Here is a 19,589-nt window from a genome sequence, read left to right as displayed (position 1 = left end):
GAAGATAGAATACCAGCCTAGACTTAAACACAAGATTTAACTATATCTCGTTTTTGCTTGACCATTACATTTTATTTTAAGAGGGGGTTTATGTACCATTTAAAGTAATAGAAAACCGAACTATTTGATAGGTACTTCCATCATTTTATTCTTTAATTTATTCAGCAAATCCCCCGATAAAGCTTGAATTCTTGGAGGTGGTTTGGCTTGAGTAATGTCTCTACCCAATAAACGTAAAGATAATTTAGCAAGTACCTTATTTTGATGGAAGTTTCTTTTAACTAAGCCATTTTGATATAAGTCAATAAAGCCTTTAGAACTGTTGATATGCTCTATTAGCAGTCCTTCTTGGGTAAAACCTAAGTGTAAGGTGTTTTTTTGTGCATTATCATTGTAACCATACACATAAGAACACACTTTATGAAGATTGATCTGGTTAAAGGCAAAGTCTATAACCAGTAGACTGGCTTCTAAACTAACACCAAAGTTTCTGCTTTCAGGGTCGACTATTCCAATTAAAAGTTCAGCCCTGCTGTGGTTAACCTGATAATCTGCTAGAGAAGCAAGGCCCACTGGAATAAGATTCTCATTTTGTTTTTTTAGAATAACCCATTCAATACGTTTAACATTTTGGGGCAGTTCTGACTGTTCTTTTAATAACCTTTTTTTTAAATCTGCTTTAGAAATGGCTCTGTTTTGTGCCAGCCGATATAAATCCATAAATTTATCATTTTTATAACACTGATAAATAAAATCAATATAATCTACCGATGAACGAGATAGTTGAATGGATTGCCCCTGTATTGAGCCGAACCCAATTGGCTGGCATTTAAGCAAATTATTTTCCACCGGTATCGCTACCTGATGTTCCGTCATTACCTCCATCCGAGAATTTTCCACCGTTATCAATCACTTGCTCGCTACTCTCAGTTTTAGAGCCATCAGTTACGACCTTTGAACCTGCATAAATATCATCGCTATCCTGATTTGATCTTAAAAATACATCCAGTTCAGACACGGTAGCATCTTTAAAAATAAATGTCCCATTAACAAAGGGAATAGAGACAGCTTGGAAATAAATAGAGTTGTTTTCAAGTTCCAGCGTGTCAATATCCGATAGGTTTAGGCTGATAATGAATGACTTACCAGCATCGTTAAGAGTACCTAGTGGGGTTGATTTAACCGAAAACTCTTCTAGTTGATTAACGGGTTCCGTTTGAAAAGCACCGATAATGTTGAAGGTATCTCTATTTAATACAAAATTATCTAGAGGTAAATCGCTCCATTCCTCCTCTGTACCTGGTTTGGTGCTGTATGCTAAAAAGATAACAGTTGGAGAGTCATTATTTTCAACCCCACTGATTACAAAGTCTATTCGTGGCTGTAGTCCACTGGCAAGAGCACTGCTGATATTTGAACTGTATAAAAATCCTTGGTCATTTGAGGCAACCTTACCGCCTCCTTCAGTTGTTAGAGCCAAATCACTTTTAAGAATAGGAGGGGTTAATATTTCAAAGGGATAACCTACCTGATCCATTGAAAATGAGGTGGAACTTGTGGTCGTGGGAGATTGACTTTCCACTTTACCTAATCCACCTGCATTGGCTGTACTTACTCCAATTGCAAGTTTACCTGCCGAAATATAAGTAATTATTTTTGTAAATTGATGCATGGCTATCTTCCCAGTGAGTTTTAAAGGCTTTCAGGCATTTGAATGTCGTATGATTCAATATAGCAGCTGACTTTTAATAAATATGTGAGTAACTTCTAATTACTCGCAAGCGAACTTAAAAACTTTACAATATCCTCCATGAACTTGCTGAAACCTAAACTTCCCGAAATAAAAGAAGAAGATCAAACGTCACTAGTCAATGTGTTACTGGAATTGCTTACATGACTACAAAAGCAACTTGATAAGTTAGAGCAAGAAAGGCTTAAACTGAAAAGCGAAACGACAAAATCTAAAATTGAAACCAGTAAAATGGATAAGTATTAGGGGGCGCAGATATGCCCCCCTAATTCCTCTCTACTCAATATTATTACTTAAATTAAGGTTATTGATAATATACAAAACATTTTTATCAACTTGAGTACGCTCAGCATCAATATACTTATACTCCCAAATACCATTTTTAGGCCATAGGCCAAAATCATCATCGTTTAGAATACCGATAGTATGACTATCTATCAACCATAAACCTTCCATTTTGTCATGCGGGTAATCACGAGCACTAACCATATCGATGATTTCGGTTTTTTGCACGGGTATAATTCCTCTATTTTCTAAATATCCCCAGCCTTTTTTCCGAACAGCTTGCTCCAAAGTTCTACCTTTAAGCATTAACCCTAAAGCATCATCCTGAGATATTTGACCTGTTAATGGAACCGCCTCTAAGTTTGTCCCTGTCCTTAAGTCGATTTTATAAATCAACTTTTGCGCACTAGAAGAAGCCTTTTTTGAGCCGCCATTCAAAAGATCACCATCCCGTTCAATTACCAAAAACTGAGTCGCAGTCAACGCAACTATTTCAGAATTAGAATTTTGTTTTTTATCTTGTTTATATAAATATTGACCGATTAAGCCAGTTTCAAGGTTAATACTTACAATCCGAGTTAATTTTGAACCTAGAACACCATTATCAGGATTTTCTAGTGTAGACTGCATAATTCCTACCAGTGTTTTTTGATCTGGCGTTATCGCTAACCCTTCCATCGATTGGTTTGCGCCTCGTTTGGAAAATTCAGCCGGTAAATTGAGAACTGCACGTGTATCATTAACAAATGGATTAATACGTTCCAACTCCTGACCCTCAGCGTCAAAATGAACAATATGTGGCCCATATTCATCACTGACCCAAAAAGTACCATCTCTTAAGGCGACTAAGCCTTCGCTATTCAAGCCGGAATTATCCCACCTGATATTGCCTTGCGCATTTCTAAGAACTTTACCATCACTGCCATACGGTATTTCTCCTGTCCCCCCTAAATCCTGTGAATTAGGTAATCCCGTCATCTTAATGCCTTGAGTATCCTTAAAAACAATGTCTTTTAGCCATGCAACTGTCCCATTTTCCTTTAGCTCAAATAAGCCTATGCGAGGGGAGTAATCTGGAAAAAGAAAAATTTTTCCTTTCCCTGCTTCGCCATTAAAAACCATCGTAGGCCCCCGGTCAGTCAATGCATAAAATTGATTCCTGTTTCTAGGGTGGGCTGCACAGGCGGATCCATAACCGCCATTTCTGATGTCAAGTAAGGTTGCCTTACTGTGCATCACCCTAAAGGGTAATTCAACACCTAATGCTCCAACACTACCCGCATGGCTGGCTGCCTTATGAACAATATTGATAGCCGCGGCAACAGAGAAAATATTAATAGGCTCAGTAGTAAAAGAGGCTCCCGCAACATACACATCATCATTATAAATACCAACATAATTATCTGTGGCTGGGTAATATCTATAAATCCACCCTGATTCATGAAAATGTGTTTTTGAGTTATCAGGAAAGATTGACTGATTGTTAGGAAAAAACTGAAAATAAAACTGCTCAGCCCAATTAAAAATCGTATTGGCATTACTCGCATTATACTGCCCAACTGCCTGATTTTCTGCCGACACGGGGCTCAATGCATTTAAATAAAAAATAGTAACAAACAAAATTAAGTTATTTCGCTTCATGGTAGTTCCTAATTATTTATCAAAATGTATAGTTGGGTTCACGGTCAGCCCCCATGAACCAATCACCATTATCATAGTGTGATACGAGTGTGCTGCTGACATATTTTGAAAATCCTACTTGCGTTAAATTAAAGAGTTTAATTAAATCAAGTATCCAATAAGGAACTTCCCCCACATTACACTTCAATTCTAAAATAACACTGGCCTCACTATGTGTGTTGTTTGCATAAATGGTTTCATTATCATAGTTTGTCATACCATAACTAGAATTAATATTATATTCATGCTCACGACGGTACTGCATATTGACATCCATAGTTACTCTTGCATACTGGTCAACGACAGAGAAAAAAGCCCTTCTTTGGTATTTAGTCAAAATTTTGGGTTCGATAGCATAACTAATTGCCAGTCTTAGAAATAATTCTTTATTAGCTTTTTCAGCGCTGGAATCCGTTTCTGAAGGTCTAAAGCTAGGATCGGTCATGATGCTTGGCCATTGCTCTTCATTGGCTATTGCACGATATTTTTTAACCACACCGGAAATACCTATACGGTTTTTAATTTCTAAAAAATAAGGTGCCTTCTCACCATCACCATAAGCACGGACACGCATATTAAAACGAGTGGCCTTGCCTTCAATGCGCTGTCTAAGGAGCTCATAGTTTGGGGTATCAAAATACAAACTAGTGACTTTATAAAAATTATTATCATCTGTGGCTTTTTCAGAATAATAGTCAAGTGAACAATAAAGGCTTAAAAAATCGGTAATTGGCTCAACATATTCCCAGGGGATAAGGTATTTAAGTTCATACCGCTCTAAAATGGATGGCAAAGTATGTTGGGTCACTGACATAGCTAGTATTCCTTACCAGAAACTAATTCTGGCGTTCCACTTTGAATCCAGTTGCGCAAGGGCTCTCGTATTAAAAAACCTGATAGGGTTAAAGAGCTAACATACAAGCTAAGTGCTTTAATCTTAATATCATTCCTCTTTTTTCTATACTCAATAAGCTCTTTACGTAACTGTATTGTCTGTAAAGGGTTAGCCTTAACGTACTCTTTTTCTAAATGTTTTTGCACTCTATGAACTTGCAGGTCGGCTAATTTTATTTCCTCCATCAGCCATGAAATTTCTTTTTGAATATTCGTTAGTGATTGTGCTATTGCAGTAATACGGTCATTTAAATGAGTTTGTGCTTCATATAGTTCATACTGGCTTTCCGCACTACTAAAATGTCTCCCTAGTGGAATATTAATACCCACCTGAAAAGTCATGTTGTCACCACCGATAGCTCTGTCTTTATACCCAAAGCTCAAAAGGTTAACCCCGAGCTGACCTTCCGTTTTTATCAACTCCCCCTTCGCCTTAGCCATTTCTAACGCTAAATGCTCATTCAATACCGCTGGTGCGGATTGCAAAGCATTATTCATATCCACGAACTTATCAGTATAATCGGTAGGATCTAACATACTTTCTACTGTAAATGTATGTAGCACACTATCAGCGCAGGGCAACCGCATATAAATAATCTGAAAAATAAGCGATACTAGTCAATTTCTATAGCCCAGTATTATGTCATTAAGTTTAGTAGAATCTTTTTCATCCATTGAAGACCCTAGAGTAGAGAGGCACAAGCTTCATAAGCTCATTGACATTATTGTTTTGACTATTTGCGCTGTTGTTAGCGGTTCTGATGGCTGGGAATCTATTGCGCAATTTGGAGAGGAAAAAGAAGACTGGTTACGTCAGTGGATAGCTCTGGAAAATGGTATTCCATCCCATGATTGTATTGCCCGTGTAATGGCAAGAATACCTGCTTCTGAAATGACTGATTGCTTTATTGCATGGGTAAAAAGCGTTGCAGATCTCACCGAAGGTGAAGTGGTTGCCATTGATGGAAAAACATTACGCCGCTCCTATAATAAAAAAGATAAACTAGGTGCAGTTCACATGGTCAGTGCGTGGGCTAATCAATCGGGATTATCGCTAGGTCAAATAAAAACAGAAGAGAAATCTAATGAGATCACCGCCATACCAGCGCTTCTGGACTTACTAGAAGTTAAAGGTTGTATCATTACGATTGATGCAATGGGCTGTCAAACAGAAATTGCAGCAAAAATTATTGAAAAAAAAGCCGATTATGTTTTGGCGGTTAAAGATAATCAAAAGTACTTACATGAAGCGATTAAAGATTATTTTAATGAAGCCACTGCATCTAACAAGCCTGATCTCTGTCAATTGCAGATCCATGAAGAATGTAATGCAGAACATGGACGCATAGAAGTACGTCGGTGTTATTTATCAACCTGTTTAGCAACATTGCCTGATGTGGCGCGCTGGAAAGGACTGAAAAGTATCGGAATGGTTGAAAGTCAACGTACATTTAATGGTAGAACTAGCCTAGAACGACGTTATTACATTAGTACATTAGAGGGTGTCCAGATATTTGCCAGCGCCGCAAGATCTCATTGGGGTGTAGAGAATTCATTACACTGGGTACTTGATGTGACTTTTAGAGAAGATGACTCTCGTATTCGTACAGGTTATGCACCAGAAAATTTTAATATTGTTCGTCAGCTAGCAATTAATTTACTAAAGACAGAACCCTCGAAAATGAGTTTAAAGAAAAAGCGATTTAAAGCCGCATTAAATGATTCGTTTAGAGAAAAAGTGATGTTTTTAGATTGAAATTTATATGCGGTTGCCCTGACTATCAGCGGTATCCAGTGGCACACCTATTTGGGTTTGTAGGGCATTTAAACGCGCTAAATTCAAAATTGCCAGACCTTCAGATTGCTCAGTCATTTCCACAGCATCGAAAAACTTTTCAGCACTAAACCGGTCTGTCATTACCTCACTGCGAATAAATTCTGCTTCTTGAGTTGATAAAGCAAGTAAATTAAACAAGTACTGCGTTATATTATGTTGTTCCAAATAGGCTAACAATACCAAATAACGTTTTTTCAACGCCGCATTAAGTGCAAAATTATAACTATAATTTTGTTGTTCTGAACGCAGGTCTAAAATAGACTCTTCTACCTCATGCTGCCCCCAAGCTTTAGGCCTGACCCGTATTTCATAAGACTGTTCACGCTCTTTAGTATCAAATTTATTCCCTTCACTCGCATTAAATCGAAATTGTGCCTCATCAAGCCATGAGCCTGCCATACTCATATGAGTTCCAGTAGAGCTGCTTTCACTCAGCTCATTAACTTCAGCCTGTGCAGCTAATAAAAATGCATTCACCGAACTATTCGCACTAATGCAGCAAGGAACGCCAAATATTAATAAAAAAATAAATTTCTTCATTATCACGATTTACCCTTATATTCCCGGAAAGGAATAGATAAATATTTCGATGATTTATTATTACCTTCATCAAATACCACGGTAAGTAATGATTTCTCAGAGCGATAAGCAATACCTTCCGCTTTTACTCCTAAAAATTGCTGAATCATTTTTAGTCTTCCTTCTTCAGGCAGGTAATGCCATAACACACTTTTTTTCACAGACGAGTGAGATACACTCAGGAAAAACCACTGCCCACCGGACTGAATCATATCTGATAGTCGCATTGGCTCGCCAGACTCAGGATCATGCAAATTTATAGTCCGCCATATTTCTGCTTTAGGTGCAGTACCGCCAAATAAAGCATTTACATCAGTCACTTTTATAATAAGCGTTTTATCTGCGCCTAAAAAGGGCGATTTAAAGCCTAGGTATAAAGCATTATTAAGTACAAGATGCGACTCTATATCTAAGCTGCGCTCAATAATAGCCTGTTCTAAAAAAAGCGTAAGACTCGTCTTTTTTGATTGCTTACTCAATTGCTTTAACACCGCATATAAATCAATGTCCTGCTGCTCAGTAACACGCTGAGATTGGTACCTAAAACGCATTAACTTCTTACGTTTACGCTTAAGTCGACCATGTTTATTATGCGATAAAGAACTCAGCACATAAACATAACCACCATCACGACTAATACTTTCTAAATCATTAATATCGTCGGCATCTAAAGCTAATCCCGCCGAAATAACACCCGCTTCCTCCATAATAAAGATACTCGTTTGACGTTTATATTGTTCATCACTGACCAACAGATAATGCTCTTCTTTCGGGTTCCATAAAATGCCCGAGGCTTCAATTTTATTTGCATTAATGCTTGCACTGCTCGATTCAATTTCTGTAAACATTTGCTTTTTCAAAACGTTCCTCCCAGATGCTCTCGCCTCACCAAAAATGGAAAACCACTGGGAGCTATGTTCAGGGTTCTCTAAAAACACCTGCACTTTCTCCCCGAATAACAAAGGTTGGTCTAGTGTCTCTAAACGAACCCGTATTTCACGCCCCCATGCAGGAACCAGTGGATTTTTTTTAAGACGTTCGGGGTACTCAACGATTCGATTTCCTAGGCTTTCAACAACGCCCTTGAATGGCTTTTCGTGCTGATTACTTGCAATAGATTTAACCCAAACGGCTTGCCCTACCTTCACATCATTCAATATATTCTCATGAATATAGCCCTTAATATAGCGAGGTGTTCTGCTATGTACAGTGATGATAGGCTGAAAGGGGGAAACCAATTCCCCCGGTTTAAAATAAACACTCCCTACTCGCCCATCAAATTGAGCACTTACTTTTAAATTAACATTCTGACGTCGCAACTCATCTTGGTGTTGGAGCAGTGCCTTAAGCTGGGTATCAATAGGTCGATTTTGGGTATTTAATTGCTCAGTCAAACGATCTATTTCCGTTTGTACCCCTTGAATTAAAAAGTATCGCTTCCTTTTTAAATCATTCAATTCAACGCTATCAGCTAGGTCTGCTTTTGCCAGTTTTGAGGCAGAAATGCTATTCATCATATCTGCATTAATTTTTAATCTAAGCTCTAAAATATGAATTTGATAATCCATATCAGCACTAATCGCTTGCTTTTTAGCATTCAACCCCGTCAACTGACTACCAATAGTACTATCTGTTTCCTGCTTCTGTAGTTCATAGCCTCTGATTTCCTGAGCCAATACAGTTAAGTCATTATTCAGGTCATACCGTTTAACTTCTAACATTAACTCACCTTGCGCTACATCCTTACCTTCAGCAGAAAAAATTTGTACAATTTCGACTGGGTATTGAAAGCTAATACTTTGTTCTCGCTCCCCAGCAATGCCAAAAAAATGTAATGACTTATCTGTAAATGAATCAGATAGCATAAACACAACAAATAGTGAGACGACCCAAAAAAAGGGTAAAAGTAATTTTTTGATCACTATATATCCACCGTTGACTCTTGCATCATCAGGCTAAGCCCCTGTAAATCATGAATATCCTTTAGTCTAGCCATAAAACCTTCATACGACTTTCCTTTTCGTAATTTAATATGATAGGCATAATCCAAGCGTTGACCTTGAGAAACCTCCCTTAAAGTCACTAAAGCAAATGACTTACAGTACTCAGACATCAACGCCTCTAATTCTTTTTGATGAGTACTATGTAAGCGTCTATTCTCCCCACCTAGACAAACATCCCCAATTACTTTAAAGGCTTGATTTTTTCAGTTAAGTTCCAAGGTAGAAATTGATCCAATGCCTCTGGTTCATAATGCCTACCCAACTTGGGCAGCTCAGTCAGTAAATACTTTAGGTAATCAAAAGGCTCTAGGTTATTAGCTACCGCTGTTTGCACAAGGCTGTATAGTAGTGCACTGGCATTAGCACCGCGTGGAGTTTGATTAAATAGCCAGTTTTTACGTCCAATCACAAAGGGCTTGATCTGTCGTTCTGCTGCATTATTATCAATCTGTATATTGCCATCTTCAATATAGCGAATCAGGCTATCCCACTGGTTAATGGTATAGCGAATGGCTTTACCTATCGCAGCATCCTTTGCCGTCTTGCTGACATTATCATCGCACCACTGTTTTAATGCTTCCAGCAAAGGCTTGCTTTTTTCCTGACGCAGTAAATAACGTTGCTCTATAGTCAGATCTTTGAATTGTTTTTCAAGGGCATACAGACGCGTAAACTGCCGTAATGCTGTTTGTGCCATGCCCGTTTTATTTTTTCGGCTCTTTTTGGGCAGTGCTTTAAGCGCTTCATCAAATTTACGACGCGCATGCGCCATACAGCCGACAAGGATGCATTCATCTGATGCCAAGGCATGATAGCCGGCATAACCGTCCACCTGTAAGTGGCCTGAAAAACCCTGTAAAAAGTTTGCGGCATGTGCTCCCGCCCGTGTTGCCTGATACTCATACAAAACAATCGGGTGCTCGGGTTCATGACCTCCACTCTGGTAAAGCCACATATAGGATTTTGATTTCGTTTCTCGTCCATCCTGAATAACATTTAAGGTCGTTTCATCGGCCTGGAGGATTTTTTGCAAAATCAACAGTTCATGTAGCCGGTCATAAAAGGGAGTGAGCAATTCAGCCACTTTCAGCATCCAGTTAGACAAGGTGGCTCGCGAAAGATCAATATTTAAGCGTTTGAAAATGGTTTCTTGCCGGTAGAGTGGTAAGCTATCCATAAACTTGGCCACAATGATGTAGGCTAATAGACTGGCTGAGGCAAAACTACGAGGGATAGGTTGAGCCGGTTTAGGGGCACTGATAATGCCATTTTCACAGGCACGACAGCCGTATTTGACCTGGACATGCTCAATAACTTTGACTTGAGCAGGAATGATTTCTAATTGCTCTGATTTATCTTCTCCCATCTCATGCAGCGCATGACCACAGTCACAAAAACGCTCGGCTTCAGGCAGCTCATAGCGAATCACATCGCGTGGGATATGATTTGATAGGGGTTTACGGCCGGGCTTTTTCCGTTGATAACGAATGGTTTCAATATCAGAGTCATCTTGTTTTAAATCATCAATAATCGACTCAGCTTCATTAAACAATTCCATTTGATCTGGGCACTTTTCACTGGATGAGCCAAAACGCTTATGCTGAAGTAAGCGAAACTGCTCCTCATACCACGTTAGCTTTTCCTGTAACTGATCGACAGTTGACTGATAGTCCAGCACCATTTTGTGCAGTACATGAGTCTCGTTTGGCAGTATTTCAGACGCTGTTTTCATGCTGAATATTATACCACTAAAGGGCAGGTTAATCATGCTTAACCAACTGTTTTATTGCATTATTTTTACAAAAAATAGAGTGCATAAATCAATTATTTTTTAGTCCCAAAACAGGCGTGTGTGCTTGTGTTTGCCGATAGGGTAAACCATCGAGTAACCAGTGTAATTCACGCCAGGTTAATGACACGGACTGTACGTTCAATTGAGTTGGCCACTGAAACTTTCCCTGATCCAGGCGGCGATAATATAGCCAGAAACCATTACATTCCCAATAGAGTATTTTTAGTTTGTCGCGAGAGCGATTACAAAAGACAAAAACACTGCCACCAAAGGGATCCTGCCCAAATTGCTCGGAGACTATCAATGACAAACCGTTAATGGATTTACGCATATCAGTAAAGCCTGTCGCCAGATACACTTGATTAACAGCAAGCCCCTTTATCATAAGAGAGACCTCACTAATTCCAATAACGGCTTTAAAGTACTGAGTTCTGTATCAGCCTGTATTTCCAGACTGAAGCCATTGGTATGAGTCACTTTAATCACTGACGAACCAGCCAATAATTTTGAGCCGCCCAAGCTATCTTCGGCAACGAGTTTGACTGGGATCAGTGGGTTGGCTTGCTTCACTGGTGGAATAGTCGAACTGAATTGCTTCTTATAATAACTGAAGATATGCGGCTTGATACCATGGATCTTGCAATACTCGGCTTGTGTTAAATGACTCGCTTGCCATTGCGGTATATGCTCTTGCATAGCCGCTTTATTTTGATATGGACTCATAAGTGCCTCCGAAATTAATTGAAGGGCTTAGTCTGCCATGTTTTATATTGGTTTAGAATGTGTACTTTAATTGACGCTTACAGTACTATTAACCTGTAAATTGAACCTCAACATGCCATCAAAGTAGCTATGCGGCCCCAAGGGCGAATAATACAGAATGATAGCGGCAAGCGAAAATCCCAACGTCCCCACGATAGCAACAGGAAATGCATATGCACCACAAGAAATGCCAGCTGTCAGTGCTGCAAATAAAAATAAAGTATCCCGCGGGTCTTTAAAGTTAGTTCTAAAACGAATAATAGACATTGCCGCCATGATCCCAATCCCCCGCGATAAGCTATCACCCACAGACTGAATAACGACCGCTGAAATAATAGAAATAAGTACAATAGATTGTATATAGTTACGAGAATAGGACAAACCACGAAAAGTCTTTTGATAAACAAACGCTAAAGTGGTGGATAACACAAAAGCTAATGCAATTGTAAATATTAAAATATAAATACTTTCCGTTTCTGTGGCAGTTTGCACGGTTATTGAGTTAAACATAAATCTCCTTGTTATTTCTTTTAAATAGGTTGTCACTATGAACTTAAGATGGGGCAAGCAGGGGGCCTGAAAATATTAAGCATAAGCAGGAGTGCAATGGTTTAGCTATTGCTGATTCGACAACAACTAAAGCTATTGCATAGCTATTTCATGCCTATTATTTGTTCCGCCTTAAAATGGAATTCTGAAAATTAGACAATCCACAACAAGCCTTTGGGGAAATAAACAGAAAAATGATCTACCTGTGGCTAAATATTGATAGCACAATACCTGTCAAGATAAGCATTTTAATATTATAGATGATCAATAATAAGAAAGGGAAATAACAAACGAGAGTGTGCAAAATTTGTACAACATTTATTGTTCTGCAATAAACGTCATATTTTCAAAATAATGGATTAAAGCGGGGAATGGTACAGTAGCGGCTGAAAGATTGTTTGCAACTGAATTTCTCTATTTACTTTTGGCTATTAAAGTAAACAGGAGGAGGAAAGAAAAGGCCGAACTAAGACACAAGTTGCCTACTGAAATTACAGCCTGTACCAGTAAGCCTTTACAAAAAAAATTATTCTAAGGGTGACAAGGTCACCATAACAAACCATAGCAATATTACAAATAAAGAGCATATTGAAATATAAAGCCAAAGAGCTTGTTGTTGAGTAAGATTAACTTACTTGCCTTAGAGCCCCATTACCATTAAGTTAAGAACCCTATAATAATGGGGCGCAGTGCTTTATAGACAAATCATAATAATTAGATATGAGATTATTGTAAATGCTCTAAATATTCAACCCTCCCTCCACTCTATTCAACTTCTGTAAAATATTAATCATCGTTGCCTTAGCTTTATAATCGGTACCAGACCACTGTAGTACTCCGTCACTATCAAGAATAGCAAAGTAAGGTAAACCTATTTTCAATTGTCGGTGTTCAGGGCTTTTTTTAAACGTTTCAAACTCAGCTGTTTTATCAATAATTTTCAAAGGAACAGCTTGCTCACGAAGTGCTTTATTTAAGGCTTTATCATTTACTGCCTCTTTAGCAAAAGCAAGGCAATTTGCACACCAGCTGGCATAAAAATCAATAAAAATAGGCTTGCCACTGGCTTTCGCTTGCTGCTTAGCTGCTGCAAAAGAATGTAACCATGTAATACCGCCCGTGTCGGCAGAATCATGTTCAACTCCCGACGGATTAACCACGGCAACAGCTGCGTTAGCCGTTCCTATGACAGGCATATGATTTAGCCCAGAAACAAGAAACCAACCGCCTAAAATTAAAGTAACGACTCCCACAAACCGTCTTAACTTCCTAGTAGGATGTTGATCATGCTCTGCGTCACTTAATATATTCAGGTGCACAATGGCAATCCACAGACCGACTAATCCCCAAGCAAGCATCAAGGTAACCTCTTCAGAAACCTGTAGCACCCCCATCCCTTTATGAAAATAAGTATAGGCAAAGTAAAGAATTGCAAAACCAAAAGCATATTTAACTTTATTCATCCAATAGCCAGATTTTGGTAGTTTTTTGAACTTAATCACACTGACTAAAAAGAAGGGTAAACTAATCCCTAAACCAAAGCCGCCCATTAAGAGCCCACCATGCATAGAAATACTTAATTTATCCCAAAAACTCAGTGTTTGCCCCATGGCTGCCAAGGCATCCGCTTGGGCAGCAATATTATCTGCAACCTGCAATAACAAAGCAAAAACAATAGGGCCGACACAAGGTGAGATAACCAAGCCAGCGATACTCCCCATCATCCAAGTGCCTAAATAGCCGCTGACCTTGTCAGTATTTTGATCTAATTGACCCACCTCGTTTTGCATAAAACTAAACTCATAATAACCGAGCAAAGAAATGGCAAAAAAAGCAAAAAACACGGCAAATACAAGGTTTACCGAAGCTGATTGCATAAAGCTATTGAATGCTCCCCCCGTCATACCTGCAGCAACACCTAGCATTACATAAGTTCCTACCATGCCGATTAAATACACAAAGGCATGATACTTTTCCTTATTTTGTACCCCTTGCGCACGATTAACAATCAACATTGATGTAATAGGTAGCATTGGGTACACACAGGGCGTAGCAACGGATAACAAGCCGGCTAATAGCATTAAGGAAAATAACAATAAAGTATTGCTTTGATTGTTATTAAACACGGCTAATAACTGCTCCATCCATGTTTGATCTGGTGCATCATCAACCATAGAACTAGCACGAGAATTCAGTGCTTTACCGACACCCCCTAACGCCGGTAATTGTATGACGATATTAGCGGTTTGTGGACGAAAGCAGACATTGCTAATTTCATCACATAACTGGTAGCGCAAACTAAACTTAGCTGTATCTGCCACCTGTTTGTAGCCCTTCTCTGGCACAAGGCTTAAAGTGATATTACCTTGTCCACGCAAGACTGTCGCCTGAACTTCAGAATCAAACTCACCTTTTGGTAAAGTGATCTGGTTAATCACTAGCCCCTGCTTGAATAGCTCGTTCTTATAATCTATGACAACGGGAATATAAGCATTTTCTACGCCCTTATCTAAATAAGCATGATGATGCAAGGGCGGCGTTAAGCTAATTTGATACTGTGCTGGCCATTGTGTATTGTCGAGCACCTTTATATCAATCTCTGCTTTTGCACCCGCAAAAACTGAGGAACTTGCTATAAAAAACAAGAAGAAAAACCTAATAAATAATGCGAAATTCATTGTTTAACCTTTAAAAGAATATATCTTTGCAAACTTCAAAAGCTAATGCTTTCGTACAAAAACGATTTAATTAATTTCCAATTGCTTATAAATTTGCCCATCATTTTGACAGCAGAAAAAAGGCAATTGATTCTCTTGCAACCAGGGCAAACCCTGATCCCCTTTAAGCATAGCTAAGGTCGCTACACTACCCGCGACTACGCAATGCTCACTTAAAATGCTGACAGCACGCAAACCCGTCACTGGCTTGCCTGTTTTCGGGTTTAATAAATGGCTATAGCGCACGCCATCAATTAGTTGAAAACGCTCATAATCACCACTGCTGGCTAAAGCACCCGTAAATAAGTTCAGCTGGATAATCACTTTATCAGGCTGCCGGGGATCACGAATGGCCACCGGCCAACCTTGCCCATTAGGCTGCGGACCGATAACTTTAATATCCCCACCCAATTCAACAATACCCGATACTACACCCAAACTTTGTAGTAGCTGTGCAATACTATCAGCCGCATATTCTTTAACAATGCCACCAAAATCTAACTGCATACCCACTAACGGTAAATATACAGTTTTCTCGCTCCACTGAACTTTGTCCCAACCGATTAAAGGTAATAATTCATTAATCTCATCATCGTTAGGTAAGGCTGTTTTATCCATAGACCAGATACGCCGTAAAATACCCGAAGTCACATCAAACAAGCCATCACTTTCTTGATAACATTGCTGCGCATACGTTAATAAGGCCGCTGTTTCAGAGTCGATAGGCGTTGCTTTGCCTAAACCCGCACTGCGATTAATCGTACTAATCAGGCTATCCTCACGATAGCGCGAATAACGTTGCTCCAAACTCGCCAAACAAGTATTCAGTTTTTTTTTGGCTTGCTGTCCAAACTTTTTGCTGGGTGCATAAAATTGAACATGGCAAGGCGAACCCATTGCATGAAAAGCATAATTCACCAGTTGCCATTTTTTACTCATTTAATTATCCTAAAATTTTACATTAATGGATGCTGTGACCATATAAAAGCTGTAATCGGCAAAGGTACCTTCATTATGGCCGCCAATTTGATAGCTGGCTTTACGGTCATAATAATCAAAAGCCGCTTGCAACTTAATGTCCTTAACCATGCCATTCATTTGGAAATTTTTAGTTAATTTAACCCCGCCGCCTAGCGCGCCAAAACCTGCTAAACGATAATCACTGGAATGAACGCTGCCAACGGTAGCGCTATCAAAGACTGCACTATAAAAGTTAGCCTGATCTTGCGTGTAATAACGAAAACGCGGAATAATTTGCCATTCCTCCGCAATAGGCTGAAACCAACTCAGCTCAACCATATTCGCCGTCACTCCCCAATCATCGACATACAAACGATAGTCTGCATGTAATGCCGCTTTATTTAACGTTTTAAAATGTCGTACATAACGCGTTAACCACGCCCATTGAAACTTATTATCAGGACGATTATCATCTAAAATTTGCCCAAACCTTGCACCGGCAGCAGGTTCTACATAAACACTTTTATAAGGATCTGATAAAAAACCTTTATTAAAAGAAAACGTCATATTACTTTGTAATAAACTATTTTTATCAATAATTTGCGTAACACCCAACAAAAATTGTTGGCTCGTTTTATTTTTCGTATAGTTTTGACCTGTAGGTGAAACCTCATCAAATGCGGCTGAAACCGAAACATTCAAAGTTGTCAGTTTTTTATTAAGATCCCAACTTAACCCGGCATTGATATAGTTTGAAAGATAATCATGCTCACTTGATACTCCGCCCCCCACGCTAACGCTTACATCATCAAACGCATAACTTAATGAGGCTGTTCCTGCATAACGCTGCTCAGTAATAGAGGCACCACTAAGCACTTGCTCCACCTCTCCTTGGGCATTTTTTGCATTATACATCGGCGAGGCGCCTGAGATTGTATCACTGACGAAGTCTAGCGCAAGGGTATAAGCTTTACCGATAGGAATGGCAGCCGATATCTCAGCAACATCAACCTGCATACGCCCGCCACTTTCCTCATAATGCACATATTGAGCATCCGTATTATAGGTCTCTTCTGCTCGCCCTGCCTCTGCCTGTGGTATTAAGCCTGGCAAAGCAAGAGCCGCAAGACTTAAGCGGCTGATTAAGTTTTTTTTACTCATGATTTTTTCTCTTAAGCCTAGTTACAACCACAACCACCACCTGCACCACCATAACCTCCCGTGGCGGATTCTTTGCTGGCAAAGGTATGATGCCGCACGCCTGCTTCTTGCGCATCCCCTTCCAGAGCCATTTGAGATAGAGCCAAATCTCCTCGCTCCCAAGGCTTTACCTGGGTACAAGCCGACAAAAACACTAACATATAAACTATGCTGCTCAATTTAATAACACGCACCTTCATAAACTTTCAGCCAATAGTTTAGTTACCATTTTTTCAATATCCGCAATATCATCTTTTGCAAATCCGCTATGTATATGCCGAACGACACCTTTTTTATCAATAATAAAAGAGGTTGGCATGGTTTCTACACCATAAGCATCCGCCCACTCGCCTTTAGCATCACGTAATATATCAAACGTCGCTGGGTACGTTTTTAAAAAACGGTTTGCTGCTTCAAGCTCTTCATCCATATTAATAGCCACCAAAGTAAACCCTTGATCTTTATGGCTCTGATAAAGTTTTTCCAATAAAGGAAAGGAGGTACGGCATGGCGCGCACCATGAAGCCCAGAAGTCTAAATAAACCACTTTACCACGATACTGGCTCAGTGAATTCACTTGCGTTGTTGACAACTGAGGTAACGAAAATTCAGGGGCAGATTGCCCTAAATCCAGAGCCTGTGCCGACACACTAAAACTTAGAGCCAAGGTAATTCCTAAGGCTTTTATAGATAAATTAGTCATAAATAATCCTATAAAGACTGCACATCCTTGTGCAAAAAAAGGTGGAGGTTATTGTGGGTTTTTTACATAATCAGCAATCGCCTGTAACTCAGCATCTGTAATACCTGCACGCGATAGAACACCCATACCGCCTTTATTATTAACAATCGCGTTACGTGTCACCGCAGGGTTTATGGCTTTACCAATTTTATTTTGACCGCTTACCGGTGTAGCTCCGTGGCATGAAGACGCTGCGCAACCAAGGCCAGCATATAAAGCCTTACCTTTTGCAGTACTTGGTGCCGGTGCAGGCGCCGGTGCTGGTGCAGGCGCCGGTGCAGGCGCTGGTGCAGGCGCTGGTACAGGCGCTGGTACAGGCGCTGGTACAGGCGCTGGTACAGGCGCTGGTGCACATGGGTTTATGTACTCACTTCCACTATCATCATTGCTCTCTTGATCATTGTTATCTTTATCATTGCCTTCTTGATCATTGCCCTCTTTATCATTGCCCTCTTTATCATTGCCTTCTTGATCATTGCCCTCATGATCTTTACTCTTTTGATCATTTTCTCGCTCAGAACCATCCGTACACTCCTGGTCGTGAAGCCCATCACGGTTCAAATCATCATCATGATACCCATCACGATCTAAATCATCATCATGAAATCCATCATGGTTCAAATCATCATCAGCAAAACCATCGTTATTTAAATCATTTGTTACAGACGGGGGTAAGCCGATAGAGTATTGGAATGAACTTAAGCCCCCCAAACCACCCACCCAATTAGTAAAGTCTAATGGATCTGTTCCTGGTTGAGTCACTACTTGATATAGTGGGTATCGTCCTGGTGCTATACCTGCTCCCGAAAAATCAAATAAAACATGCTCACCCACATACTCACTATTGCTGGCTAAGGGCACGACATCCGTTGTAAATTCATTGCCACCGTTAGTTAAAAATAAATACTGTCCACCGACTTGGGTAGCAACATACAAATCGCCCGATACCGGCTTAGGAAAGTTCACTTTGGCTATCACTCGTTCAGAACCATCATTTTTTACAACCGCTTTATCAGAAAATAATACGGCAGTTGCCATCTGCGAGAAAACACTCAGACCTAGTGCCAATACAACTGGTTTTAATTTAAATTTTTTCATTTGATTACCTCAGTTAGTTTAAATAAAAATACATTGAATATTTGGAGCCTACCTAGCCCCCCTCCGAAGACATAAAAAAATTATATCTATATAAAACAACATGGTGTACCACCACGACTAGGCACTAAACCCTACATAGTCACGGTTCCCAAAAAAGTTTGGCGACTGATCGGCTACCTACTTCAGACTAAAAATCATCACTTCGCTATCGTACCTCCGAATTTTAGCAAGAGTCTTATTGTGGATTTTTTACATAATCAGCAATAGCTTGTAATTCAGCATCCGTTATACCTGCACGCGATAGAACGCCCATGCCGCCTTTATTATGAACAATAGCATTACGCGTCACTGCGGGGTTTATTGCCCGATCAATGTCATTTTTACCACTTAATGGTGTAGCGCCATGGCATGAAGACGCCGCACAACCAAGACTCACATATAAAGCCTTACCTTCTGCGGTACTTGATGTTGGTGTTAAGCCATTATCATGAAACCCATCATGGTTCTTATCATCATCAGGAAAGCCATCGTTATTTAAATCATTTGTTACAGACGGGGGTAAGCCAATAGAGTATTGGAATGAACTTAATCCCCCCAAACCACCCACCCAATTAGGAATGAGCACAAATTAATTTAGGCAAGTTCAATTTAAGAATTATAATGATGCAACTCATAAACTTTATTTAAAATCGACCCAAGATAAAACCTTACTCAAAAGAAATTGAAGCGCAGATGCGAGAA

Annotated in this window: 20 protein-coding genes; 1 reads left to right on the top strand and 19 read right to left on the bottom strand. The window is 39.6% G+C overall.

Translation table 11 applies throughout. The features are described 5' to 3' along the window. Window positions 1–120: 120 nt before the first annotated feature. From BQ7314_RS13685 to BQ7314_RS13665, 5 genes are all read right to left on the bottom strand, one after another. Window positions 121–876, bottom strand: a complete 756-nt coding sequence (locus BQ7314_RS13685; RefSeq protein WP_174484254.1) for a GNAT family N-acetyltransferase — start codon at window positions 874–876, stop codon at window positions 121–123. Then, window positions 839–1,672 (bottom strand): hypothetical protein, encoded by an 834-nt coding sequence (locus BQ7314_RS13680; RefSeq protein WP_174484253.1) that lies wholly within the window; start codon window positions 1,670–1,672, stop codon window positions 839–841. Before BQ7314_RS13680 ends, BQ7314_RS13685 begins: the two co-directional genes overlap by 38 nt. 354 nt (window positions 1,673–2,026) lie before the next feature. Beyond that, window positions 2,027–3,676, bottom strand: coding sequence for an esterase-like activity of phytase family protein (locus BQ7314_RS13675; RefSeq protein WP_174484252.1), 1,650 nt, complete (start codon window positions 3,674–3,676; stop codon window positions 2,027–2,029). Window positions 3,677–3,695: 19 nt separating this feature from the next. Beyond that, a complete protein-coding gene (locus BQ7314_RS13670) occupies window positions 3,696–4,508 on the bottom strand; it encodes a polyphosphate polymerase domain-containing protein (protein WP_217423854.1) in 813 nt (270 codons plus the stop codon). A gap of 23 nt (window positions 4,509–4,531) precedes the next feature. Continuing rightward, window positions 4,532–5,146 carry a hypothetical protein gene (locus BQ7314_RS13665; RefSeq protein ID WP_174484250.1) on the bottom strand — a complete coding sequence of 205 codons (615 nt, stop codon included), beginning with the start codon at window positions 5,144–5,146 and terminating at the stop codon, window positions 4,532–4,534. A gap of 103 nt (window positions 5,147–5,249) precedes the next feature. Here BQ7314_RS13665 and BQ7314_RS13660 point away from each other — a divergent pair, with 103 nt between their 5' ends. Beyond that, entirely contained in the window at window positions 5,250–6,365 is a 1,116-nt protein-coding gene (locus BQ7314_RS13660; protein WP_174484249.1) for an ISAs1 family transposase, read from the top strand. Between the two features lie 3 nt (window positions 6,366–6,368). Here BQ7314_RS13660 and BQ7314_RS13655 read toward each other — a convergent pair whose 3' ends face one another. The 14 genes from BQ7314_RS13655 to BQ7314_RS13590 all read right to left on the bottom strand — a co-directional run bounded on the left by BQ7314_RS13655 (window position 6,369) and on the right by BQ7314_RS13590 (window position 19,473). Further along, the gene (locus BQ7314_RS13655; protein ID WP_174484248.1) at window positions 6,369–6,986 is read right to left on the bottom strand and encodes a hypothetical protein; all 618 of its coding nucleotides are present in this window, start codon (window positions 6,984–6,986) and stop codon (window positions 6,369–6,371) included. Between the two features lie 2 nt (window positions 6,987–6,988). Further along, window positions 6,989–8,947 carry an HlyD family secretion protein gene (locus BQ7314_RS13650; protein WP_174484247.1) on the bottom strand — a complete coding sequence of 653 codons (1,959 nt, stop codon included), beginning with the start codon at window positions 8,945–8,947 and terminating at the stop codon, window positions 6,989–6,991. After that, window positions 8,947–9,138: a hypothetical protein gene (locus BQ7314_RS13645; RefSeq protein WP_174484246.1), complete on the bottom strand. Its 192-nt coding sequence runs from the start codon at window positions 9,136–9,138 to the stop codon at window positions 8,947–8,949. Before BQ7314_RS13645 ends, BQ7314_RS13650 begins: the two co-directional genes overlap by 1 nt. A gap of 71 nt (window positions 9,139–9,209) precedes the next feature. Continuing rightward, complete coding sequence (gene tnpC / locus BQ7314_RS13640) at window positions 9,210–10,760, bottom strand: IS66 family transposase (protein WP_174484245.1); 1,551 nt, start codon at window positions 10,758–10,760, stop codon at window positions 9,210–9,212. 88 nt (window positions 10,761–10,848) lie between these two features. Further along, the gene (gene tnpB, locus BQ7314_RS13635) at window positions 10,849–11,205 is read right to left on the bottom strand and encodes an IS66 family insertion sequence element accessory protein TnpB (RefSeq protein ID WP_174484244.1); all 357 of its coding nucleotides are present in this window, start codon (window positions 11,203–11,205) and stop codon (window positions 10,849–10,851) included. Further along, on the bottom strand, window positions 11,202–11,543 hold the full coding sequence (tnpA, locus tag BQ7314_RS13630) for an IS66 family insertion sequence element accessory protein TnpA (protein ID WP_174484243.1): 342 nt from the start codon (window positions 11,541–11,543) through the stop codon (window positions 11,202–11,204). Before tnpA ends, tnpB begins: the two co-directional genes overlap by 4 nt. A 66-nt stretch (window positions 11,544–11,609) precedes the next feature. Further along, window positions 11,610–12,092 (bottom strand): DUF4956 domain-containing protein, encoded by a 483-nt coding sequence (locus BQ7314_RS13625; RefSeq protein WP_174484242.1) that lies wholly within the window; start codon window positions 12,090–12,092, stop codon window positions 11,610–11,612. A 779-nt stretch (window positions 12,093–12,871) separates the two neighbouring features. Continuing rightward, window positions 12,872–14,809 carry a protein-disulfide reductase DsbD family protein gene (locus BQ7314_RS13620; protein ID WP_174484241.1) on the bottom strand — a complete coding sequence of 646 codons (1,938 nt, stop codon included), beginning with the start codon at window positions 14,807–14,809 and terminating at the stop codon, window positions 12,872–12,874. A 66-nt stretch (window positions 14,810–14,875) separates the two neighbouring features. Then, entirely contained in the window at window positions 14,876–15,787 is a 912-nt protein-coding gene (locus BQ7314_RS13615) for an FAD:protein FMN transferase (RefSeq protein WP_174484240.1), read from the bottom strand. A gap of 9 nt (window positions 15,788–15,796) precedes the next feature. Then, window positions 15,797–16,969, bottom strand: coding sequence for a DUF3570 domain-containing protein (locus BQ7314_RS13610; protein WP_174484239.1), 1,173 nt, complete (start codon window positions 16,967–16,969; stop codon window positions 15,797–15,799). 17 nt (window positions 16,970–16,986) lie between these two features. After that, a complete protein-coding gene (locus BQ7314_RS13605) occupies window positions 16,987–17,208 on the bottom strand; it encodes a DUF4266 domain-containing protein (protein ID WP_174484238.1) in 222 nt (73 codons plus the stop codon). After that, entirely contained in the window at window positions 17,205–17,711 is a 507-nt protein-coding gene (locus tag BQ7314_RS13600) for a TlpA family protein disulfide reductase (RefSeq protein ID WP_174484237.1), read from the bottom strand. The genes BQ7314_RS13605 and BQ7314_RS13600 overlap by 4 nt, the downstream gene beginning before the upstream one ends. 48 nt (window positions 17,712–17,759) lie before the next feature. After that, window positions 17,760–18,848, bottom strand: coding sequence for a c-type cytochrome (locus tag BQ7314_RS13595; RefSeq protein ID WP_174484236.1), 1,089 nt, complete (start codon window positions 18,846–18,848; stop codon window positions 17,760–17,762). Between the two features lie 235 nt (window positions 18,849–19,083). Beyond that, window positions 19,084–19,473: a c-type cytochrome gene (locus tag BQ7314_RS13590; protein WP_174484235.1), complete on the bottom strand. Its 390-nt coding sequence runs from the start codon at window positions 19,471–19,473 to the stop codon at window positions 19,084–19,086. Window positions 19,474–19,589: the final 116 nt, after the last annotated feature.

Source organism: methanotrophic endosymbiont of Bathymodiolus puteoserpentis (Logatchev), from assembly GCF_900128525.1.
Classification (GTDB): Bacteria; Pseudomonadota; Gammaproteobacteria; order Methylococcales; family Methylomonadaceae; genus Methyloprofundus.
The sequence above is the reverse complement of the archived record's forward strand: the minus strand, read 5'-3'. Positions and strand labels throughout refer to the sequence as shown.

Excerpts from the sequence above, each read along its gene's own strand:
- BQ7314_RS13685 (WP_174484254.1), bottom strand. The coding sequence starts at position 876 with ATGACGGAACATCAGGTAGCGATACCGGTGGAAAATAATTTGCTTAAA.
- BQ7314_RS13680 (WP_174484253.1), bottom strand. The coding sequence starts at position 1,672 with ATGCATCAATTTACAAAAATAATTACTTATATTTCGGCAGGTAAACTT.
- BQ7314_RS13675 (WP_174484252.1), bottom strand. The coding sequence starts at position 3,676 with ATGAAGCGAAATAACTTAATTTTGTTTGTTACTATTTTTTATTTAAAT.
- BQ7314_RS13665 (WP_174484250.1), bottom strand. The coding sequence starts at position 5,146 with ATGTTAGATCCTACCGATTATACTGATAAGTTCGTGGATATGAATAAT.
- BQ7314_RS13660 (WP_174484249.1), top strand. The coding sequence starts at position 5,250 with ATGTCATTAAGTTTAGTAGAATCTTTTTCATCCATTGAAGACCCTAGA.
- BQ7314_RS13655 (WP_174484248.1), bottom strand. The coding sequence starts at position 6,986 with ATGAAGAAATTTATTTTTTTATTAATATTTGGCGTTCCTTGCTGCATT.
- BQ7314_RS13645 (WP_174484246.1), bottom strand. The coding sequence starts at position 9,138 with ATGTCTGAGTACTGTAAGTCATTTGCTTTAGTGACTTTAAGGGAGGTT.
- tnpC (WP_174484245.1), bottom strand. The coding sequence starts at position 10,760 with ATGAAAACAGCGTCTGAAATACTGCCAAACGAGACTCATGTACTGCAC.
- tnpB (WP_174484244.1), bottom strand. The coding sequence starts at position 11,205 with ATGATAAAGGGGCTTGCTGTTAATCAAGTGTATCTGGCGACAGGCTTT.
- tnpA (WP_174484243.1), bottom strand. The coding sequence starts at position 11,543 with ATGAGTCCATATCAAAATAAAGCGGCTATGCAAGAGCATATACCGCAA.
- BQ7314_RS13625 (WP_174484242.1), bottom strand. The coding sequence starts at position 12,092 with ATGTTTAACTCAATAACCGTGCAAACTGCCACAGAAACGGAAAGTATT.
- BQ7314_RS13620 (WP_174484241.1), bottom strand. The coding sequence starts at position 14,809 with ATGAATTTCGCATTATTTATTAGGTTTTTCTTCTTGTTTTTTATAGCA.
- BQ7314_RS13615 (WP_174484240.1), bottom strand. The coding sequence starts at position 15,787 with ATGAGTAAAAAATGGCAACTGGTGAATTATGCTTTTCATGCAATGGGT.
- BQ7314_RS13610 (WP_174484239.1), bottom strand. The coding sequence starts at position 16,969 with ATGAGTAAAAAAAACTTAATCAGCCGCTTAAGTCTTGCGGCTCTTGCT.
- BQ7314_RS13605 (WP_174484238.1), bottom strand. The coding sequence starts at position 17,208 with ATGAAGGTGCGTGTTATTAAATTGAGCAGCATAGTTTATATGTTAGTG.
- BQ7314_RS13600 (WP_174484237.1), bottom strand. The coding sequence starts at position 17,711 with ATGACTAATTTATCTATAAAAGCCTTAGGAATTACCTTGGCTCTAAGT.
- BQ7314_RS13595 (WP_174484236.1), bottom strand. The coding sequence starts at position 18,848 with ATGAAAAAATTTAAATTAAAACCAGTTGTATTGGCACTAGGTCTGAGT.